This is a genomic window from Azoarcus sp. CIB (assembly GCF_001190925.1).
GTDB lineage: Bacteria > Pseudomonadota > Gammaproteobacteria > Burkholderiales > Rhodocyclaceae > Aromatoleum.
Genome location: NZ_CP011072.1, coordinates 2499867 through 2520930, shown reverse-complemented (window position 1 = coordinate 2520930; position 21064 = coordinate 2499867). Strand labels below are relative to the sequence as shown.

The window sequence follows — 21064 nt, the reverse complement described above, 5'->3', positions numbered from 1 at the left end:
GCTCCTGGCGCCACTGGAATGACCGGACAGATGGGGGCTACCGGATCTACGGGGTCTACCGGGGATACCGGATCGACCGGTTACACCGGAGCACAAGGATCAACCGGGGGCACTGGCGCAACCGGTTCCACCGGAGATACCGGAGCCCAAGGTGAGCGCGGCAAGACCGGTGGCGACACCGTGATCGTCGTTCCGCCTCCGGCTCCCGCGCGTTGAGATCCCCCTGGCGTTCCGTCGGACTACGCCACCCACGGGTGGCGTAGTCCGTTTAGGCTTCCTGCTTTGCGCGGGCGGCTAACTTCCCCTGGTGGGACGCCAGCGTGTCGTGATCGGGATGCAGGCATGCTCGTGGCATGGGCGACGCGGCTCGGCCGAGCCGACTCTTTGCGAAGGGGCTAATAGTTCCTTGTTATACTAGTGAAGATAAGCCCCGTTTATTCATAATGACTGAAATGAGAGACCCGTACGAAGTTCTAGGTGTTTCGCCAGTCGCATCTCTTGATGACATCAAATCGGCCTACCGCAAGGCGGCCCGTCTTTACCACCCCGACAGAAACCCCTCGGCCGACGCTTCGGCCCGTTTTCGGGAAGCCCAGACGGCTTACGAATTGCTGGGGGACGTTGCGAAGCGCGGCGAATACGATGCGCTGCGCCGTCGCAACCTGATCGACGATCCACTGCAGGAAGCGACCTCGCTGTGGAATGCGTACATTGAAAAAGTGATTACATGACGTCGTTTTATTTTGAAGATCTTTCCGAGCGTTACAATAGTGAGCTGGATGACTTGCGCACCGATTCGGAAAACAAGAACGTCCTCAACAAACGTCTGCAGGAAAAGCGTCAGTGCTTCGAGGATCTGATGCCCATGATCGAGGAGGCGCCGGAAATGGTCGCGCCCGCGCTGCATGGGGCGTATGCGTTCAACGACCGCAAGATTCTCGATCGGGCGGCCAACAGCACCCCGGGGCTCGGTCGTTTTCCGCGCTGGGCGGAGATGGAAAGAACCCTGGACATCCAGCCGTGGGCGCGTCCGCTTATCGAGATGTGCCTGGGGGCTGCGGATGGCGATGCTTTCCTGACCTCCACGGCCGTGCTCGAGTGGATGCTGACCGAAGACATCCGCAGGCCTGACGCCGCATCCCAGGCCGATGAAGAAAATGAAGACGATACGGAAGACCTTGGCGAAGCCGGCGAAAGCTGGATGACCGAACAAGGTTTCGATACCCCTGACCGTTAAGCACCAAGTCCATGACCCATCCTGCCGTCATCCAGACCCAAGCCCTGATCCTCGCCGGCGAAATCGCCGAGGCGGAATCGCAACTGGTCGCCATCGCCGAAACGCAGGGCGACCAGGCGCTGGTGAACATCCTCGACGAAATGGAGCCGAAGGATCTGCTGGCCATCATGCGCGAGTTCGACTCCAGTAAGGAGTCCGTGGTCAACCTGGTCGTCAGTCCCGAACAGTTTGTCGACGCGATCCTGCTCGAACGCAAGTATGGCGAGCCGCTCGAGAAGTACGTGCCGCGCCTGCGCAACACCATGAATGCCGTCATGCACCGGGGGGCAGGCGCCTGCGTCGAGATCCTTGAATGCCTGACCGAACGCGATGAAGGCATCCGTCTGCTGGCGGACTACTTCACCGACTACTACGATCTGCTGCAGAACTTCGCCTTCCACGGGCGCTTCGAAGACGACTTCGATCTCGAGAAGGCCATGGCGCCCAAACGGACGCACTCCTTCGATGCGGAGCAGTTCGACGAGATGGAGCAAGGGCTCGAAGCCGGTGACTCGATGGAACTGGCACGTCCGAGCATGTCGCGCTCCGAAGTGGCTGACGGCGACTGGATGGAAACGGCGTGGGTGCTTCGCCACGAATTCCAGGACAGCTTCGAACTGCTGATCATCGAAGTCCAGGATCGCATGCGTCGCGAAATGGAAGCCGCGCATGTGCCGCCGCCGGTCGAAACCGGCGAGCCGGGGGTGCCGAAGATTCAGGAAGACGAAGAAGAGTCCGCCATTTGATAGGGAAGCGCGAAGTCGCTGCGCTTCGCGCGCCACACACGATGTCCCGAAATACCACTGTCGCAACCGTCGATGCCCGCCCGTATTTCGAGCAGGTGCTCTGTTATGCCGTGAACCAGCGTGTGATCGACGATGAGCGCCTGGCTGCCATCGGACGCGAGGGCGCGAAAGGGATCGTTCAGCTGGCCGGCTTCTTCGGTACCGCCAACCTTCGCCCTGAGCTCGAAGCAGCGCGCACTCGCCTGGTGACCCTGGTCAGCCTGGCGCTCGAGTCGGCATCCGGCGGAAAGCTTGCGGCGGCCGCCGACCAGCTGCGCCAGAAAACGCTCCTTGCCCTGTCGAAGGCCGGGGCCGACGCGTTGCGTGCCTTGCTGAAGCTACCGGAAGACCTGATTCTGGAACCGCCCGCCGCCGTTAGTCAGATCGAGAAGCAGATGTTGTCCTTATGGACGCTCGACGAGCCGATGACGCATGCCCGGTATCGGGAGGAAATGCGTCGGCGCGAGAGCATCCTGGCGCAGCACGAACTGAGCTACTGGCTGGCCGGCAAGCTGGGCGTGTCGCGCAAGGACCTGCAGATGAACGAGTCCTGCGAGGCGGTCATCAACAGCGCCTTGCTGGTGCTCTTCGTCGAGAAGAAGCCCACGAAACTGTTTTCCACCGGCCAGTTCATGGAACTTCATGCATTGGCCTGCAAGAAAAAGAAGCGTGACTTCCCCGCTCTGGACGAATGGATCGAAGAGGCTCCGGCCCCGATCCGGGGCATCCTGGATGATGCGCGTGAGAACTTCCTCGGCAGGCTCTTGCCGACGCTCAAGCTGCACCCCGCCGCGGATTTCGTTCCGAAGGAGGAGGTCGGGCCGCTGACGGGATATTTTTTCTTCAACACCTGCGGTCTCGACGAGCTGACGCACCACGACAAAGAGACCGAAGACACCTGGCGGAAAATCACCGGCGGCAAGGGCGAACACCCGGATGTGATGTGCACCGTCCTGTTGATGGTCGCGACCGGCCTGGAGCCCTGTCCGGCGCTGCGCAAGAAGGATGCGATCAGCGTCTGGGAAAATTTCCGCAGCTCGGGCTTTGACGAGGCGGCGGTGTCGCGATTCATCCAGCAGGTAGTGCCGTTTCAGTATCAGGCCGACGTCAGGCATCTTTGGTCCGAAGACCTGGGGCCCGATGCCCGCATGCAGCTCAATGACGCGGATGAGCATGACGTGCTGGCCTACCTGCACGAAACGTGCAGGGCGACTTACAAACTGCGCTAGCAGTCCGTCGGACTGCGCCACCCACGGTGGCGTAGTGTTCCCTTTTTTCGCAGGCGCACGATCAGGATTCGGACACTTGAGCGCTACTGCCCGCGCTCTTGCCCATCGTCCTGCATCGCCAGCAGGATCAGCTGCGTGTCCCCGCTTCTGCCCGCTATGCGGCGGGCATTGAGCGATATCCTGCGTCGCCCGATGGTGGGGAACACGTGTTCGACCACATAATCTTCAAAACTGCGGTCGCGCGGCAAAATCGTTTCCAGCAGTTCCCGTAGTTTGGGGATGTCCCACTGGCCGTCGCCGACGTCGTAGAGCGGGCGGCCCAGGGTGTCTTTCGGCGTGACGCGGAAGTTCCGGTAGAACGAACGGCTGGCGGAGACGATTTTCAAATCCCCGTCCAGCACCAGCAGCGGTTCGCGCACCGTATCGACGATGCCTTCGGCCAGATCCCGCGCCGTCTGCACCGCCGCCTCCGTTTCGACGCGCCTGCTGATGTCCGTGAAGGTCAGCACTACCCCCTCGATGACGTTGTCCACCGTCCGATAGGGCATGATGCGCGCCAGATACCAGGCGCCCCTATCCGTGCGAAGCTCGCACTCATAGGGGATCAGGCTGTCGAGGACGGTCTGTGCGCGTGCGAGCAGGTCGTCACCTTCCAGTTCGGACTTGATGTCACCCAGCGGCCGCCCCACATCCGAGCCGATCAGGCGATAGACTCGCGCCGCCTCACGCGTAAAGCGGCGGATGAGCAATTGCTCATCCAGGAAGATCGTGCCGACGTTCACGTTGTCGAGCAGGTTCTTCATGTCGTTCTGCATGCCCGTCAGCTGCTGGATCTTGGCGTGCAGCTCTGCATTCACCGTCACCAGCTCTTCATTGACCGACTGCAGTTCCTCCCTGGATGTCTCCAGTTCTTCGTTGCTCGACTGGAGTTCCTCATTGGTGGACTGCATCTCCTCGTTGGACGCCTGCTGTTCCTCGATGGTGGCCTGCAGGCTCTCCCGCGTGTAGGCCAGTTCACGTTCGAGGGCCTCGATCCTCTCGTTCGTGAGCGACGTCGACTCGCGTTTGCTGCGCTTCCGTGTGCCGGGTGCGGCGCCCGACATTTCCTCGAAACTGATCACCAGCACGGTCTCGCCGGTGTCCGTGTCCTGCACGGGGCGCAGACTGAAACTCACCGTCTGTACCTTGCCATTGGTGGTGACCGCGACTTCGCGGCCCAAGGTGGCTCCCCCCCCCCCCCGGCTGGTGGCGTGGAGGATTGCCGCACGCAGTTCAGGCGGCAGTGGCTCGCGCGCCATCTCGACCACATTGAGCGTGGCCTGGCCGGGGGCAGGGCGCAGGAAGTTCCCGGTGTCGCCGTGAACATAGAGGATGTTGCCCTTCAGGTCCGTGAGGACCGAAGCCGGCGCGTAGGATTGAAGCAACACGCGTCGGGTCAGTTCGTCGAAGTTGGTTTCCTTGGCTCTTTTCATGACTTCCTCGGGCGCTTTGCCTCTTCTATCCGCGGCCCGGGACAAGCCATTGGCCAGCACCGTGCGGGCAGAGGCGACGGAGTGGGTCGCACGATAGAACTTCCATTTGCGGTCTTGCGCCGTGAACAGTCCGGTGTGGTTGCCGATGCTTTCCGAGGGCGAGAGAAACAGTATTCCGCCTGGTTTGAGCGCGTAGTGGAACGCCGGGATGAGGCGGTTTTGCAGTTCCGGCTCCAGGTAGATCATCAGGTTGCGACAACACAGCAGGTCGAGTCGGGTGAAGGGTGGATCCTTGATGACGTTCTGGACGGCGAACACCACCATTTCGCGAATTTCCTTCCTTACGCGATACCCCGCATCGTCCTTGAGAAAAAAGCGGTGCAGCCGGTCAGGCTGCACGTCCTGGACGATATTCGGCGGGTACACGCCCGTCCGTGCAGCGCTGATGGCATCTTCATCAAGATCCGTCGCATAGATTTGAACCGTGAATGCCTGCTCGCGCTCGTCCATCAACTCGCGCAGCAGGATCGCGATCGAATAGGCCTCTTCGCCGGTGGCGCACCCTGCCACCCAGATGCGCAGCACATAGGCCTCCGGTTTGTCACGCAGCAAGAGCGGCAGGATCTCGCGCTTCAGGGTGACAAAGGCCTCGGCGTCGCGAAAGAAGCTGGTGACGTTGATCAGCAGTTCCTTGAACAGCGTTTGTATCTCGGCGGGATTTTCCTTGACGTAGCGGGCATAGACGTCGATGTCCTCGATGTCGTGCTGCGCCATGCGCCGCTCGATGCGGCGGCCGATGGTGCTCTTCTTGTAGTGCGAGAAGTCATGGCCGGTCGCGGTGCGCAACCGCATCAGGATGCGGCTCATGGCGCCCACGGCCGCCGGCGCCAGACGATCTTCCCGACGCCGGGCAGTGCGGCGGATGCCTGCCAGCAGCGCGTGCGGCATGGCATCTGCGGCCAGCACGGCGGTCGCGTAGCCCGCGCGGATCGCACTGGCAGGCATACCGTCGTATCGGGCGCCGGCAGGATCCTGCACCAGCGAGATGCCGCCGGCACCCAGGATGGCACGCAGCCCCTGGGTGCCGTCGGTGCCCGTACCGGACAGGATGATGCCGACCGCCTTCTCGCCGCGGTCTTCGGCGAGGGAACGCAGAAAGGCGTCGATGGGCATGCGCAGGCCGCGCGGCTGATCCGGAACGCTCAGCTGCAGCGTACCGTGAAAGATCGCCATGTCGCGGTTGGGCGGTATGACGTGCACGCGGTCGGGGGCCACGATCAGGTGATCCGTGGCTTCGACCACCGGCATGGTGGTGGCGCGTTGCAGGATTTCCGTGAGCAGGCTGGCGTGGTCCGGATCGAGATGCTGAACCAGCACGAAGGCCATGCCACTGTCCGCAGGCATTCGCCGGAAGAACTGCTCGAAGGCTTCCAGGCCGCCTGCAGAAGCGCCCATGCCGACGATGGAAAAATCCCCGGGGCGCAATCCATCTGCACGCAGGTCGGGGAGGGCGCCCGTCGTGGCGGCAATCACGGGAGTCCCGCTATCGGACGGTTCAGCTACCTTGCTGTTTGGCACCAGGTTTCCTATCCGCACCGCGCGGCATGACCGAACCGGAATCTTACTCCAACCGGATAAGCCATCATTCCATACTCATTAACCGAGCTTGTGCTCCATGACGTAACGGGTGACCTCGGCATTGGACTGCATCGCGAGCTTTTCGAGCACGCGGGAGCGGTAGGTACTGACGGTCTTGACGCTCACATGCAGCGTCTCGCCGATCTTCGTGAGTGGAATGCCCTTGCTCAAGAGCAGCAGCACCTCCATCTCGCGCGCGGAGAGGGCTTCGTGGGGAAGCCGCTTGCCCCGGCTCACCGTGCCGGCAAGGAGCTTCTCCGCCAGGGCGGGACTCACGTAACGGGCGCCCGTGGCGACCGCGCGAATCGCGGTCAGGATCTGGCCCGGCGGGCTGTCCTTGTTCAGATATCCCGACGCACCGGCATTCAGTGCGGGGACGGCGAACTCGTCTTCGGAGTACATGCTGAAGATCAGGACCGGCAGATCCGGCCACTCCCGCTTCACCCGCTTGAGCACTTCCAGCCCGTCCAGGTCCGGCAGGCTGATATCCAGCAACACGACGTCGCACACCCCTTGGCGCACGAGCGCGAGCACCTCCTCGCCCGTGGCAGCCTCCGCGGCGACCTTGAGATCCTCGGTGGAGGCAAGAAACTGCCTCAGGCCGCTGCGAACGACCGCATGATCGTCTGCAATCAGCAGGTTGACCTGTTTCATCGCTTTCCCTTAGCTGTCGAGGGGAATCCGCAGCATGAGCTGTGTCCCCTTATCCGGTCGGCGTCCTATTGAAAGCGTCCCCCCCAGGTGCTCGGCACGTTCGCGCATGCCCATGAGGCCGAAGGAGTCCGGGCGCTGGAGGTCGCTTTCCGCGATACCCGAGCCGTTGTCGACCAGTTTCACGATCAATTCGCCATCATGCTTGCGGACGTTGATCGTCACCTTGCTCGCGCCCGAGTGCTTTGCCACGTTGGTCAGTCCTTCCTGAATGATGCGAAACACCGCGGTATTGCCGAGCTGCGACAGACGCACGTATTCCGGTAAGCGAAGCACCGTGGCGATGCCCGTGTTGCGCGAGAACTGCGTGACGTACCACCTGATCGTCGCAATGAGGCCCAGCGTGTCCAGCGTCGCCGGGCGCAGGCTGCTGGAAACGCGTTTGACCACGCGCAAGGCTGCGTCCGCCTGCTCGAGCAGGCCAGCGAGCTTCGTGCGCAGCGGTTCGGGGCTCGCCACCTCTTCCGCGGCGATCGCGAGGCCGAGTTTGAGCATCGTCAGCGTTGCGCCGAGTTCATCGTGCAATTCACGCGCGATCATCGCGCTCTGCTGTTCCCGCAGCGTTTCCAGGTGCAAGCCCAGTTGCTTGATGCGCTCGGCGGTCCTTTTCTGGTCTTCCGCCGCACGCTTGCGCTCGCTGATCTCATCGTGCGTCACCACCAGCCGCACCGGACCATCGCCGGGAAAACGCGTGACATGCATTTCGAACCAGCGCGTGGTCGCGGGTGCGCGGCATTCGTATTCGAGCGAAAAGGTCTGGCGTTTTCCCGCCAGCAGAGCCTGGATCGCATGGTGTACACCGGTGGCTGTTTCGGAGGACCAGCAGGGCATTCGGAAAGGGATTGCGAGGCAGTCCGGACATCCGCCGGGCCGAGTCTCGCAATCACCGGCGTCAATCGTCCGTTCGCGCCACGTCCTGTTCGTGGCGATGATCCGCCCGTGCTCGTCGAGCACGCATAGGCTGGACGACAGCGAGTCGATCGTCGCGCGCGCGAAGCGCTCGGCTTCGGCAAGCGCCTGCGAGCGGGCTTCGACCTCGGCCGTGCGCTCGACAACCTTCTCCTCCAGCATGTCGTTCAAGCGCAGCAGGGCGGCCTCGGCATGCTTGCGTGCCGTGACATCGGTCATGGCGCCCACCAGCCGTACGACGCGGCCGGCGGCGTCGCGCACGATCTGGCCACGATCCGCGACATACCCCCAGTGACCATCCTCATGGCGGATGCGGTATTCGACCTGAAACTGGTTCGTGCGCGTTTTCAGCGCGCTCACGATCGCCGGCCGGATCCGGCGCAGGTCCTCCGGATGCACGCGCTGCCGCCACCAGCGACGGTCAGGCCCGAAGTCCCCCGAAGCGATGCCGCAGACCTGCGGGAGATCGCTGCTCCAGTAGAGCGAGCCGGTGCGCCGATCCCAGTCGTAGATCCCCCCCGACATCGCCTGCATGGCCATGCGCAGGCGCAACTCGCTCTCGTTCAGCGCCTCCATGCGCTTCTGTTCGGAAATATCCGTCAAGGTGATGCGCACCGCGACCCCGCCAGCGGTCGAGGTCACCCCGATGCCGTTCACCCGGCCATGAAAGGGGGTTGTTTCTCCGCGCAAAAGGCGCAGTTCGCAATCCCGGCTGTCGGAATGCCTGGCCACGTCAACAAGATAGACATGCCAGCGGTCACGGTCCTCGGGCTGCACGAAGTGCGCGAAGCGACGGCCCAGGATCTGCTTGCGTTCGGCCCCGAGCAGCTTTGTTGCGGTCAGATTGATTTCGTCGATCGTCCCTTGGCGGGTCAGGGTCAGATAGCCCACCGGCGCGAACTCGAACAGATCGACGTAGCGATCCCGCGCATCCTCGAGCGAAAGCTGGACGTTGCGTAATGCCGCGTTCTGCCTCTCCAGATCGACCTGATGAACCCTGAGTTCGTGCAGGAGTTCGTCCGGCATGGGGTGTGGCGCCTCTGCGGCGGATGTGCCGTCAGGCTGCGTCCCGGCCTGGCGGACCGATTGCACTCCGTCGTCCTGCAACGCGCTCATATGCCATTCCCTTCAAACCGCATGTCTCCCCCCCCCCGGTGCCTCATCCGCCCTGCAGACCTGGGGCGCTCCAGGAAATCCCGCGGAACAGCCCGAAGCCGATATCTACACCATTTTCGCAGCGACGCATGTAGGAAAACACCTACATCGCATGGGCCGAATTCCGACGTCGATCGGGTGGGCGGCTGACAGAATGCCGGCGGCGGAGATGGAATAATGCATTCCTTGAATTGCAATGCGTTTCCCGTGGTCCGCCGTAGACAGCTGCGTTGAGTTAACCGCGACTTCAAGAATGAATTCAATTCCTCACTATCACAGATTGCTTGAAGCAAGCCACCTCGGGACTGGCGTGCGCAACTGAACAAACGATAGATCGAATATCGGCGACGTGGCAGGGATGCCGTCGCCCGGGTTGAGTCGATGCCAAGAATATCGACCGCCCCTCATGCCTGCGTGTGGAGGAGACAAACGTGCATGCTGTGCGCAGCGAGATCATCAGAAAGATGACAGAAGGTGACTCGGGATCGCCGCCAACCTGTGACTACCGGGATGGCGCTTGTGAACGTACGAGTCTCGGCTATTACTTCGTGATGCCGAGGATACGCACGAAGCACGGCCGGAAAGCCGTCGACGCCGGCAACCTGCGTGCGTTCGGGCCTTTCGACAACCCGGTCCTCGCGCGCTTCATAGCTACCAGCGCGTGCGCCCTGGGGCTGCGTGACCTGGATACAGCCATCCAACCCGTCGCTTTCCTGGAGCCGAGTCAGGCCCGGAACATGCAGCGCAAGGCGCGTCGCCATCCGGTACGGACACGTTCCGTTGGCGTGTCGACGAGTGCATCCCATTTACATCTGTCTGTCACGTGCTGAACGGTCCGGGCGCGCGGCGCCATGGTGCCTGCCGATGACCGGCGACGCTTCACTACCCGAATAACACCCCGCTACCGACCCGAAGGTTCGAGTCGGTGGCTTCGCTGCACGCAATCCGAACGTCTTATTCAAGAGGAAACTGTTACATGAACTCGATCAGCTATCTGCAGAAAGTTACCGAGGCTGCCAGCGACAACGGTGAAGTCTTCAAGGCCATCTTCGACGTCTCGCTGAACGCGACCCAGCAAATGCTGGCGCTCAACGGTGACTTCGTCCGTACCTTCATCACAGCCGGCGCCACTCCCTCGGCGCACGACGTGCAAGAGCGGATGAGCGTGTACATGCAGGGTTTCGAGCGTGCGAGCGAGTACTTCCGCAACGTGAATGAGCTCTGCGTGAAGACGCAAGCCGAAATCGCCACCGTGAGCGCGCAGCGTGCGGCCGAAGTCACGCAGGCGCTGGTTGCGCAAGTCGATAACGTGTTCCAGGGATCGCCCCTCAAGACGGCGGGGATTGCCGACATATTGAAGTCGACGTTGAGCAACGCCGGCGCCGCCTGCGAAAACATCATCAACACTTCGCGCGAGGTCGCCGAATCCACCATGACGGTGGCGACGCAGGCGCTGCAGACGTCCGCCGATGCATCCCGCACGAGCGCCCGCTCGGCCCGGAAGTCCGCGTAATTTTTTTTCGGCCTGCCGCGGGCGGTGTCATCGCCCCGGCAGGCCTTCCTCCGTCAGCTTCGGGGCTTCGGCACCGGGTGGGTGCCAGTTCGCTGCCGTGTCGGCGCAGAACTCCGCGAGCTGCCCGAGCACGGTTTGCACTGCGCGGTTGGCCGCAACGACGCCGCCGTAGGGCGACTCGTTTGCGGCATCAACGCTTTCATCGAATTCGCGTGACCCCAGAATCCGGCGCGACCGGTTATCGACGAGATAGGCGCGCAGCGTGAAACGCACGCGACTCGGCTGGCTGGTGAAATCGTGGTGCAAGCGGGTGATCTCGGTGTCGAGGCGCAGATCGCCGGTCGCGGAACTCGGCGTCAGCACGACCGCGCGGAATGCCCCGCTGGTTTCCACCGCAGCGACGATGAGCGGCGCGACCATGCGCGCCGGCGTATCGACCCATTCGTTGCGCGCAAAATATTCGAGTTTGTGGGCCTCGCGCACGTAGATGATGCGCTGGCTGTCGTAACCCGATACCGCATGCGGTGGATTGACGATCAGCGTGGGGCCTCGGGTCGACAAGGTCGCCGGATGACGCGTTGCCGCCCGGGCCTCCACCCGTGCGTCGTCGAGCGAATAAAAAGCGGGCTGCGGCGTCGCCGTCTGGCGCAGTGTGCCGCAACCGGCGGCGAGCGTCAGCAGCAAGCCCGTGGCGCATAGCCCGGAAAATCGTGCGAGCAATGGATTCATCATGGCCGTTGTTGTCCTGAGGGGTTTCCGGTTTCCGACTCTCCCGGCCCGTCCGGCACCGGCCTGCGTCCGAACAGGAGCCCGGCGGGGTTGCGTTCGGTTTGCTCGGTGAGGCGCCGCAGCGAAGTCGACAGGACACTGAGTTCCCCGAGCAGCCGCTCCAGTTCAGGCAGTGTTTCCTCGCCCAGGCGCTTCAGGTCGGCCCCGGCCGAGTCGACGGTCTTCCCGGCGCTGACACTCGTCCGGGCGACCTCGTGGCCCATCTTCTCGATCGCCGCGGCGCTGCGCCCGATGCGATCGATCACCGGACCGGCCTGCGCGCTGGCACGCGAACTGTTCTCGAACGTGCGGGCCGCGTGGGTGATGCCCGCGTCGAGTTCCTCCTTGCGCGCGGCGATCGTGCGCGCGACGGCGGCGATGTCGTTGAGCGCACTGGTGAATGCCGCACGGTTTTCGTCACTGAGAATGGCGTTGATGCTGGTCGAGGTGCTGTCCAGCTTCGCCAGCACGCTCGTGAGCACATTCTCCAGTCGCGCGGCGAGCGAGGGCTTGGTGCGGATCACCGGGTAGGGACTGCCCGCGGAGGCGCGAAGGAGGGGCGCATCCTGCGTGCCACCGCTGAGTTCGACGTAGGCAATGCCCGTCAGGCCCTGCGTCTTGAGCACCGCGACGGTGTCCTCCTTGATGGGCGTGCCACGCTCGATGGCGAACAGCAAGTTCACCCGTTCCGGGTTGGTCGGGTCGAGCTGAATCTGCCGCACCTTGCCGACATCGACGCCGTTGTATTTGACCGGCGCGTTCAGATTGAGGCCGGCGACCGATTCGTCCATGATCGCCAGATAGAGGTCGTATTTCTTCTGGAACGCGCCGCCCGAGGCGAGCCACAGTATGCCCGCCACCAGCACGGCGCCGAGGACGAGGACGAACCCGCCGACGACCGCATAATTGACTTTGTTTTCCATGATGGCTATCCGGTTTCCCCGCTGGTGTGCACGTCGGCCTGCTGCCTGTCCTGCTCGTGCGCCGCTCTCCCGCGCGGGCCGTCGAAGAATTTCCGGATGGCGGGGTTGTCCATCTGCGCGAGCTCGGACATCGAACCGACGCCTTGCACCGTGCCTTCGGCGAGTACGGCGACGCGATCGGCGAGCTGCCACAAGAGGTCGAGATCGTGCGTGATCATCACGATGGTCAGGCCGAACAGCTCGCGCAGCTTGCGCACGAGCTGGTCGACCTCGCCGGCGCTTTCGGGGTCGAGGCCGGCGGTCGGTTCGTCGAGAAACAGCAACTCCGGGTCGAGCGCCAGCGCGCGGGCGAGTGACGCGCGCTTCATCATGCCGCCGCTGAGTTCGGAGGGATATTGCGCGCCGACCTTTGGTTCGAGCCCGGTCATGGCGAGCTTCGCGGCCGCGATCTCGTCGATCAGGGCGTCATCCAGGCCGGTGTGCTCGCGCAGTGGCAAGCCGACGTTTTCCTGCACCGTCAGCGATCCGAACAGGCCGCCATGCTGGAACATCACGCCCCAGCGCTGGCGCAGCGCAAGGGTTTCACCGTTCGCATCGCCACCATCGAGCGCCTGCAGATCGACGCCGAGGACCCGGATCGAGCCCGTGTCGGGCCGATGCAGCAGGATCATCTCGCGCAGCAAGGTCGACTTGCCGGAGCCGCTGCCGCCGATCACCGCGAAGATCTCGCCGCGGCGCACTTCGAGGTCGATGCCGGAATGCACGACGTGGTCGCCGAAGCTCGTCGACAGCTTGCTGATCTCGATGACCGCTTCGTTGGAAGGCGTCGGGTTTGGCATGTCAGAGGTCCAGCGCACTGAAGGCGACCGAGAACAGGGCGTCGGCAACGATCACGAGGAAGATCGACTGCACCACTGCGCGCGTCGTCTGGCGGCCGACGCTGTCGGCGCCGCCGTGGGTGCGAAAGCCCTGGAAGCAGCCCACCACGGCGATGATGGCCGCGAATACCGGCGCCTTGCAGATACCGATGAGATAGGCCGTGACGCTGACGGCCTTGACGAGGCGATCGAGAAAATCGCCGTAGCCCACACCCAGTTGCGCGCGCGCCATGATCATGCCGCCGACTACGCCGAGCACGTCGGCGAACACGGTCAGCAGTGGCAGCGCGATCAGGAGCGCGAGAATCTTCGGCAGCACCAGCAGATCCAGCGGCGCGATGCCGAGCGTGCGCATGGCGTCGATCTCCTCGGTCACCGCCATCGTGCCGATCTGCGCCGCGTAGGCGGAGCCGGAGCGCCCGGCGACGATGATGGCGGTGATCAGGGGCGCGAACTCGCGCAGCATGGACAGGCCGACGAGGTCGGCGACGAAGATGTTGGCGCCGTACTGCCGGAGCTGGTCGGCGCCCTGATAGGCGACAACGACGCCGAGCAGGAAGGACAGCAGCCCGACGATCGGCAGGGCGTCGAATCCGGCGCTGCGGATGTTGTACAGGATCGGCCGCCAGCGGATTCGCGCCGGGTGCGCGATGCATCCGCCGAGCGCGAGCGCACATTCGCCGACGAAACTCAGCAGCGCAAAGCCCTGTTCGAGGGCGGCTTGCGTGCTCCGGCCCACACTTTCAAGCCCCGATGGGGTCGCAAGGGCAGGCGCGGCGAGGGGGTGTGCCTGATCGGCCATCTGCTGCTCGATCGCCTCGAGCAGCCGGGCGAATTCCGGGCGCAGGCCATGCAGCCGCAAGGCGTTGCCGTCGCCGCGCAGTCGCTGCAGGAGCTTTTGCAGGACCCAGGCGCCTGCGGTATCGAGCGCCTCGATCCGCGCACCGTCGACGAGCAGTTCCTGGCCGGCGGGGGCGGATATCGCGTCGATTTCCGGTGCGATTGCGCCGATCCCGCGTGCGGTCCAGGCGCCCGAAAGCACGAGTTCCTGCGACGACGAATGGGCGATGGCGGCGGGGGCCGCCGACATGGATTGCATGGATGCACTCGATACTTGATGCATCCGAGGATAGTTGAAACATTTTGCCGCGTTTGTTCGACAGCGCACATATGCCGCGCATCGCGGAGCACGATCTGCTGGTCGGATAAATTAGCAACTGCCGGGAATTGTCCGTACGTGCGCTGTCGAACGGAGAACTACCTGTCGGAGGCCGATAATTGCCGGCATCCAAGCTTCGTATTCCGGAGAAGATGCCTGCATCGCCTCGCACAACGCCATGACGCTACGTTCTTCTCTCAAGTGGATCGCCGGAGTCGCGCTTGCGCTGATCGCGCTGGTGGTTCTGTTTTTCGCGATTTTCGGCTGGAACTGGTTGCGCGGATCGATCGAGCGCGCGGCGCTGGAGAAGACGGGCCGCGAACTGGTGATCGGCGGCGATCTCGTCATCGACTTCGGCTGGCCGCACCCGCGTCTGCATGCCGGTACGGTGACATTCGCAAACCCGGCCTGGGCCAAGGAAAAGCAGATGGTCGCCGCCGAGGCCTTCGAAGTCTCGATCGATCTGCCGCAACTCATGCTGCGAAACATCGTGCTTCCCGAAGTCCGCCTCAGGCGTCCCGTCATCCATCTCGAACAGGGGACCGAGGGGCGGAAGAACTGGCTGCTCGACCTTGAGCAGCGGGACGAAGGGGCGAGCATCCAGATCGACCGCCTGATGCTCGATGAAGGAACGCTCGGCTATGACGATGCCGCGCAAAAGACCAGTATCCGGGCGGAGCTATCGACGTCGGACGCTGGGCCGTCGGAGGGCGGACTGCGCTTTTCCGCCCAAGGGCAGTTCAAGGGTCTGCCGCTCAAGGCGAGCGGCAGCGGCGGGCCGGTGCTTGGACTGCGCGACGAGCGCACGCCGTATCCGCTCAAGGGCGAACTCAGCGTGGGCCGTACCGTCGTGAAGGGCGAGGGGACCATTACCAGCCTGCTGAAGTTTTCCGCGGTGGACATGCAACTCGCCGTGAGCGGGCAGAACATGGCGCAGCTTTATCCCCTGCTCGGCATCGCCGTTCCGGAAACGGGCGCCTACGCGACGTCCGGGCATATCGTGCGCAGCGGGCAAACGTGGCGCTACGAGAAATTCTCCGGCCGCATCGGGGCGAGCGACATTGCCGGCACAGTGCAGGTGATCACGGGCGGCAAACGCCCGGCGTTGGAAGCAGATGTGGTTTCCAAGGTGCTCGATCTCGCCGATCTGGGCCCCTTGATCGGCGCCAGGCCCGGTCGCCTGGAGGCAGCCCGGGAGGCCGCGCCGGCGCCTTCCGAGACGACCGCGCCTACGCCTGCGCGAGCACGCGTGTTGCCGGATATGCTTTTCAAGACCGAGCGCTGGGATACCGTCGACGCCGAGGTGACGCTCAAGGCGAAAACGATCCGCCGCGCCGAGGAGCTGCCCCTGGAAGACCTCGTGACCCATCTGAGCTTGCGCGATTCGGTCCTGCGGCTCGATCCGCTCGACTTCGGCATCGCCGGCGGCCAACTCAACACCGTGATCACGCTCGATGGGCGCAAGGACCCGATCGCGGCGCACGCCAAGGTGAAGGCGCGCAAGATCCTGATCGCGAAGCTGTTTCCGACGGTCAAGCTGACCAAGGCCAGCATCGGCCAGATCAACGGCGAATTCGACCTCAAGGGCAACGGCGACTCGGTCAGGCGCATGCTTGCGAGTTCCAACGGCACGCTGGGCCTGGTCGTCGCCGGGGGTGAGATCAGCAGGCTGATGATGGAGCAAATCGGCCTGCATCTGTGGGAGATACTCGAACTGCAGGTGAGGGGCGACGAGCTCGTCAAACTGCGGTGTGCGGTGGCCGACTTCGACGTCAAGGAAGGGGTCATGAACAGCCGGGCGCTGATCTTCGACACTGAGATCACCACCATCATCGGCACAGGTAGCATCGATCTGGGGGAGGAGAAGCTCGATCTGACGCTCAATCAGAGAACCAAGGACACCAGCCCCGTGGCCTTGCGCAGCCCGATCCACGTGCGCGGCAGCTTCGCCAGGCCCGAAGCCGGCGTCGACAAGGGGCGCGTCGCGGCACGCGCGCTCGGCGCAACATTGCTCGGCATGGTGAACCCCTTGCTCGCCCTCATTCCGCTGATCGACGCCGGCCCGGGACAGGACAGCGATTGCGCCCAGCTGGTGCGGGACGCCAGGACTTTGTCGGACTCGAAAAAACCGAAAACTGCGCCTTGATCAGCCTGCGCGGCGAGCTGGCGCGCAGCGACTCAGCACAGCTGCCGTGGTACCAGCACATGATTTCCGGACACGAGCAACAGCTCGAAAGCTTCTGCGGGCAGGGGGTGACTAAACTGATACCCTTGTCCCACTTCGCATCGCTGGGTCCGCAGAAACGCGAGTTGGGCATGCGTTTCAACGCCTTCGGCGATGACCCGCTGATTGAGGTTTTTGCCCATTCCGATCACCGCCGCGACAATGGTTGCGCCGTCTGCATTGGTGGCGATGTCTCGCACGAAAGACTGGTCGATCTTCAAGGTATTGAACGGCAGGCGCTTCAGATAGCTCAGGCTTGAGTAGCCGGTACCGAAGTCGTCGATCGCGAGCTGCACTCCCATGTTCCGGAGGGCGCAGAGCGCCGCTGCCGACGAGTCGGCATCGTCCATGATGATGCTTTCCGTCAATTCGAGTTCGAGATAACGCGCCGGCAGGCCGGTTTCCTTCAGGATCAGTGCAACGCCGGCGAGAAAGCCGTCGTGGCGTAATTCCAGCGCGGAGATATTGACTGCCACGGGCACGGCGATCAGGCCCGAATCCAGCCAGGCGCGGGCTTGCCTGCAGGCTTCGCGCAGCACCCATCGGCCGATCGGCACGATGAGGCCGCATTCTTCCGCGATCGGCACGAAATCGGCCGGGTAGATGAGCCCGAGATCCGGGTCCTGCCAGCGTATCAGCGCCTCGGCACCGGTCATCGCTCCCGAGGCAAGATCTATCTGCGGCTGGTAATGCAGCAGGAACTCATCCTCCTTCAGCGCGCGGCGCAGGCTGCCTTCGACGAACTGCCGGCGCACCGCGCGGATGTTCATCTCGGCCTTGAAAAACTGGAAGTTGTTACGGCCGTTCGCCTTCGCGTGATACATCGCGGTATCCGCGCTCTGCGTCAAGGTTTCCGTAGTGGTGCCGTCCTCGGGATAGACGCTGATGCCGATGCTCAGGGTGACATGAAGTTCATGCCCACCGATTTGCTGCGGCGCTGTGAGTGCGGCCAGCACTTTGTCCGCGACGTGCGCGGCATCCTGTGGGGACTCGATTTCGCTCAGCAGGATCACGAACTCGTCACCGCCCTGGCGGCATACCGTATCGGTGGCGCGCACACACGCGACCAGGCGACCCGCGACCGACTGTAGCAGTTCGTCGCCGATCGCATGCCCGAGCGAGTCGTTGATGTGCTTGAAATAATCCAGGTCCAGGAACAGCAGCGCGACCTGCTTGTGGTGTCGATGGGCCTGACCGATCGCCTGCGAGAGCCGTTCGGTCAGCAGCATTCGATTGGGCAAGCCCGTGAGGAAGTCATGATGGGCCTGATGGGACATCTTCTTCGCCATGGCCCGCGCTTCACTGACGTCGTGGAACACGATCACCGCACCCGTTACGTGGCCGTGGCGGTCGTGGATCGGCGCGGAGGAGTCTTCAATCGCGGACTCGAAGCCGTCGCGGCGGACCAGCACGCAGTCCGTGGCCAGTCCTACCGTCTTGTCCTCTTCGATGGCGCGATACGCCGGGCTCGCAGCAGCCTGGCGTGTCGTGCCGTCGATGATCCTGAACACCTCTGAAAGGGGCCGGCCCAACGCGTCATTGCGAGACCAGCCGGTCATCGTCTCCGCCACCAGATTCAGATAGGTCACGTTCCCCAGGAGATCAGTCGTCAGCACGGCGTCACCGATGGAGTTGAGCGTGACTTGGGCACGTTCCTTTTCCTCGAACAAGGCTTCTTCCGCGGCCCGCATCGCCAACTCCGTCGACTTGCGGTCGGTCACGTAACGTAGCGCACGCGGCAGCCAGTGGGCGTCGATATGGCCTTTGGCGAGATAGTCGTAGGCACCGCGCTGCAGGGCGAGGCGAGGGGCTTCTTCATCCGTCGATCCGCTCAGGACCAGGATCAAGGCATTCGGTGCGGCCTGGTGCACCCGATCGAACGCGTCGATACCCTGGCCGTCGGGCAGCGTCAGGTCGAGCAGGATCACCTCGATGCTGTCCCGGCCGAGTCGTTCGAGCGCGTCGGACAGTCGTGTGACCCATTCGACACGAAACGCATGCCCGCCCGTGCCGGCGAGCGCGTCCTGGATCAGTTTGGCATCGGCGGGGTCGTCCTCGACGAGCAGTACTGTGGTCCTCGATTCATTCATTTCAGGTCGACGGCGCACTTGCGCCGTTTCCTCCGTCGTGCGGTTCGCCACGAGCCTGGTCCGGCAGGGAACGCGGCGTCGTGCGCAGATTGCCTTCCCAAGTACAGCCCATCTCATCGCAACGGTAGCGGTGGACCGGCATCAAGGTGCTCAGGAGCAGGTCCACGAACCGTCGCGGGACGCGGTAAACAGAGCCCTTGCAGCGCGGGCATGCGTGTCGGTGTGCCGAGCGGTAAAGGTCGTCCGGGTGATGTGTGTCGATTGTGGAGGGCGCGCTCATCGCCGTCACATCCCGATCCCGCGCGAAGCGCAATGGCGACACCGCACCCCGACCAGGCTTTTGATCGATGACGGCGCCCTTCGAGTCGTCATCCGCCGTCGTCACGTTCATGGTGTAGAGACCACGGGCGCCACCACACTTCCACCTTCGTCCTCCCAGTCGGCCAGGACAGCCTTCTGGCGGCTCTTGCGTGTGTGGCGAAGACGGTCGGCCATGAACTTGGCGAACACGGGTGCGACCGCAGCGTTCCCGACCAGCACCGCCGGCAGGATGAAATGTTTATAGCTTGTCATGATTGGAGTCCTTTCAATGAGGTGCGCGGAGCGCACCGTGGCGGGGCAGCGAGCAGCCGTCGGACCTTAGTCCTTGTTGCTCTCTTCGAAGCGTTTGATCTGCTCTTCGGCTTCGTCCTTCGTGATGCCGTAGGCTTCCTGGATCTTGCCCGCCAATTGGTCGCGCTTGCCGGCAATCACGTCGAGGTGATCGTCGGTGAGTTTTCCCCACTGCGCTTTCACTTTGCCCTTGAACTGTTTCCAGTTGCCTTCGACGATATCCCAGTTCATATCAACTCCTTGCGATTGGGGGCCGACTGGCGGAATGACCAGCCGGGCATGCATCGATGCTGCCGATGCAGGATCAAGGTTATGCGCGTGATCAGGCGCAGTCGGTACGCTGGCGCACACGAAGTTCGTGACCGATGGCGGTTACGGCGTGTGCGGCATGCTGTGACACCCTTTGGGTAATCCTGCCGTGGACGGGCATTCCGTCCACGCGGGATCAAACGCCCCAGGTGACCGGCACCTTATCCACCAGGGAGCGCTCCAGCAGCTCAAGGAGCGGAAGCGCCCGTTGGGCGAGCTGAATACTGTCATCGGGCTGGCGGTCGCCATCCTCGTCGGCGTCGGGCTGCTCCCGGTTCGTAGACCTGTCAGCCTCGACCGCGGCCCGGAGGGCGGCGATCGCGCGGGGCAACTGTTCGACGGTGACGATGCCCTTGTCCGCGTCCGGATCCTTGCCCAGCACGCTCAGCAGCTCCTTGCCGTTTTCCTCGAACATCATGACATCGCCGCTGGCGGCGGACTTGAAGGTGATCAACATGATGGTGCCTCCTTTTCTTGTCTTCGGTTCAGCGCGGGTCTTCGGCAGGATGTGTGGAAGTCCGGGGGCGCCGCGGTAGCGCTTGGCAGCAGTGCTTCACTCCTCGATCACCTCGTCGGTCCGGACCTGGAAACTTTTCAGGGTGTTCGGGCCGAAGCTGTTGCTGATGGCGACGTCGGCGGCGTCGCGGCCGCGGGCGATCAATACGCGTCCGATGCGCGGCATGTTGTTGCGCGCGTCGAAGGTGTGCCAGTGGCCGTCGAGATAGGCCTCGAACCAGCCGGCGAAATCCATCGGGCCGTAGGGCGGCGGCATGCCGATGTCGCCGAGGTAGCCGGTGCAGTAACGGGCGGGGATATTCATGCAGCGACAGAACGCGATGGCCAGGTGCGCGTAGTCGCGGCATACGCCGGTGCGCTCGTGGAACGCTTCCCAGGCGGTCTTGCTCGAGCGTGCGTGCTCATAGCCGAATGTGATATGCCGATGCACATGGTCGCAGATCGCCTGGACGCGCGCCCATCCGGTCGGTGCCTTGTGGAACAGTTCCCAGGCGGTCTCCGACAGGCGGTCGGTCTCGCAATACCGGCTCCCCAGCAGGAACAACAGCGTCTCGTCGGGCAGTTCTTCCACCGGCGTCTGCCGCGCCTGCGGGACGACCACATCCGGCAGTCCCGTGTCCCTGACGAGCGCATCGGTGGTCAGCCGGAGCTGGCCCTTGGGGGCGACGATGCGCGAGCACCAGTTGCCGAAGCTGTCACGGTAGGCGGTGAGTGGGACGGGCGGGTCGGCGATCAGGTAGTCGGGGATGATGAAGTCGGACACGCGCGAGTAATGCACGCTCAAGGTCAGGATCATCGGCGTCGGTTGCGGGCAGTCGTAGATCAGTTCGTAACCAATGCGGATTTTCATCTGGGTCTCCTGCGGCAGCGGTGGTCGCTTGCACGGGTCGGTTTCCG

The 21064-nt window shown here is 63.5% G+C and carries 20 protein-coding genes; 7 read left to right on the top strand and 13 right to left on the bottom strand.

The window, feature by feature from the left end; all coding sequences use genetic code 11:
* Positions 1-443 precede the first annotated feature (443 nt).
* From AzCIB_RS11175 to AzCIB_RS11160, 4 genes are read left to right on the top strand one after another with little or no spacing between them, the layout of a single operon-like run.
* Entirely contained in the window at positions 444-731 is a 288-nt protein-coding gene (locus tag AzCIB_RS11175; RefSeq protein WP_232299419.1) for a DnaJ domain-containing protein, read from the top strand.
* Positions 728-1237 (top strand): hypothetical protein, encoded by a 510-nt coding sequence (locus tag AzCIB_RS11170; protein ID WP_050415970.1) that lies wholly within the window; start codon positions 728-730, stop codon positions 1235-1237. Before AzCIB_RS11175 ends, AzCIB_RS11170 begins: the two co-directional genes overlap by 4 nt.
* Positions 1238-1248: 11 nt before the next feature.
* Positions 1249-2022, top strand: a complete 774-nt coding sequence (locus tag AzCIB_RS11165) for a hypothetical protein (protein ID WP_050415969.1) — start codon at positions 1249-1251, stop codon at positions 2020-2022.
* Positions 2019-3290: a hypothetical protein gene (locus AzCIB_RS11160; RefSeq protein WP_157058484.1), complete on the top strand. Its 1272-nt coding sequence runs from the start codon at positions 2019-2021 to the stop codon at positions 3288-3290. Before AzCIB_RS11165 ends, AzCIB_RS11160 begins: the two co-directional genes overlap by 4 nt.
* An 83-nt stretch (positions 3291-3373) precedes the next feature.
* Here the strand turns inward: AzCIB_RS11160 and AzCIB_RS11155 are convergent, their stop codons facing one another.
* The 3 genes from AzCIB_RS11155 to AzCIB_RS11145 form a co-directional block, all read right to left on the bottom strand.
* Positions 3374-6340 (bottom strand): chemotaxis protein CheB, encoded by a 2967-nt coding sequence (locus AzCIB_RS11155; protein WP_198149665.1) that lies wholly within the window; start codon positions 6338-6340, stop codon positions 3374-3376.
* Positions 6341-6418: 78 nt separating this feature from the next.
* Positions 6419-7054 (bottom strand): response regulator, encoded by a 636-nt coding sequence (locus AzCIB_RS11150; protein ID WP_050415966.1) that lies wholly within the window; start codon positions 7052-7054, stop codon positions 6419-6421.
* Between the two features lie 9 nt (positions 7055-7063).
* Positions 7064-9136 carry a PAS domain S-box protein gene (locus AzCIB_RS11145; protein ID WP_083446966.1) on the bottom strand — a complete coding sequence of 691 codons (2073 nt, stop codon included), beginning with the start codon at positions 9134-9136 and terminating at the stop codon, positions 7064-7066.
* Positions 9137-9606: 470 nt separating this feature from the next.
* Between AzCIB_RS11145 and AzCIB_RS11140 the strand changes: the two genes are divergently transcribed.
* Both AzCIB_RS11140 and phaP read left to right on the top strand, forming a co-directional pair.
* Positions 9607-10005 (top strand): hypothetical protein, encoded by a 399-nt coding sequence (locus tag AzCIB_RS11140; RefSeq protein ID WP_050415964.1) that lies wholly within the window; start codon positions 9607-9609, stop codon positions 10003-10005.
* A gap of 146 nt (positions 10006-10151) precedes the next feature.
* Positions 10152-10688: a TIGR01841 family phasin gene (gene phaP, locus AzCIB_RS11135; protein ID WP_050415963.1), complete on the top strand. Its 537-nt coding sequence runs from the start codon at positions 10152-10154 to the stop codon at positions 10686-10688.
* Between the two features lie 27 nt (positions 10689-10715).
* Here phaP and AzCIB_RS11130 read toward each other — a convergent pair whose 3' ends face one another.
* The 4 genes from AzCIB_RS11130 to AzCIB_RS11115 are packed head-to-tail and all read right to left on the bottom strand — an operon-like array spanning position 10716 to position 14356.
* A complete protein-coding gene (locus tag AzCIB_RS11130) occupies positions 10716-11420 on the bottom strand; it encodes an ABC-type transport auxiliary lipoprotein family protein (protein ID WP_050415962.1) in 705 nt (234 codons plus the stop codon).
* Positions 11417-12379 (bottom strand): MlaD family protein, encoded by a 963-nt coding sequence (locus tag AzCIB_RS11125; RefSeq protein ID WP_050415961.1) that lies wholly within the window; start codon positions 12377-12379, stop codon positions 11417-11419. Before AzCIB_RS11125 ends, AzCIB_RS11130 begins: the two co-directional genes overlap by 4 nt.
* A gap of 5 nt (positions 12380-12384) precedes the next feature.
* Positions 12385-13218, bottom strand: a complete 834-nt coding sequence (locus tag AzCIB_RS11120) for an ABC transporter ATP-binding protein (RefSeq protein ID WP_050415960.1) — start codon at positions 13216-13218, stop codon at positions 12385-12387.
* A gap of 1 nt (position 13219) precedes the next feature.
* Positions 13220-14356, bottom strand: coding sequence for an MlaE family lipid ABC transporter permease subunit (locus AzCIB_RS11115; protein ID WP_050415959.1), 1137 nt, complete (start codon positions 14354-14356; stop codon positions 13220-13222).
* Between the two features lie 238 nt (positions 14357-14594).
* Here AzCIB_RS11115 and AzCIB_RS11110 point away from each other — a divergent pair, with 238 nt between their 5' ends.
* Positions 14595-16562: an AsmA family protein gene (locus AzCIB_RS11110; protein ID WP_050415958.1), complete on the top strand. Its 1968-nt coding sequence runs from the start codon at positions 14595-14597 to the stop codon at positions 16560-16562.
* Between the two features lie 32 nt (positions 16563-16594).
* Here the strand turns inward: AzCIB_RS11110 and AzCIB_RS11105 are convergent, their stop codons facing one another.
* The 6 genes from AzCIB_RS11105 to AzCIB_RS11080 all read right to left on the bottom strand — a co-directional run bounded on the left by AzCIB_RS11105 (position 16595) and on the right by AzCIB_RS11080 (position 21017).
* A complete protein-coding gene (locus AzCIB_RS11105; protein ID WP_232299418.1) occupies positions 16595-18781 on the bottom strand; it encodes a putative bifunctional diguanylate cyclase/phosphodiesterase in 2187 nt (728 codons plus the stop codon).
* On the bottom strand, positions 18732-19121 hold the full coding sequence (locus tag AzCIB_RS11100) for a hypothetical protein (protein ID WP_050415956.1): 390 nt from the start codon (positions 19119-19121) through the stop codon (positions 18732-18734). The genes AzCIB_RS11105 and AzCIB_RS11100 overlap by 50 nt, the downstream gene beginning before the upstream one ends.
* The gene (locus AzCIB_RS11095; RefSeq protein WP_050415955.1) at positions 19118-19303 is read right to left on the bottom strand and encodes a hypothetical protein; all 186 of its coding nucleotides are present in this window, start codon (positions 19301-19303) and stop codon (positions 19118-19120) included. Before AzCIB_RS11095 ends, AzCIB_RS11100 begins: the two co-directional genes overlap by 4 nt.
* A gap of 66 nt (positions 19304-19369) precedes the next feature.
* Positions 19370-19573, bottom strand: coding sequence for a CsbD family protein (locus AzCIB_RS11090; RefSeq protein ID WP_050415954.1), 204 nt, complete (start codon positions 19571-19573; stop codon positions 19370-19372).
* A gap of 214 nt (positions 19574-19787) precedes the next feature.
* Complete coding sequence (locus AzCIB_RS11085) at positions 19788-20108, bottom strand: DUF1840 domain-containing protein (protein ID WP_050415953.1); 321 nt, start codon at positions 20106-20108, stop codon at positions 19788-19790.
* Between the two features lie 96 nt (positions 20109-20204).
* Positions 20205-21017 carry a transglutaminase-like domain-containing protein gene (locus AzCIB_RS11080; RefSeq protein WP_050415952.1) on the bottom strand — a complete coding sequence of 271 codons (813 nt, stop codon included), beginning with the start codon at positions 21015-21017 and terminating at the stop codon, positions 20205-20207.
* Positions 21018-21064: the final 47 nt, after the last annotated feature.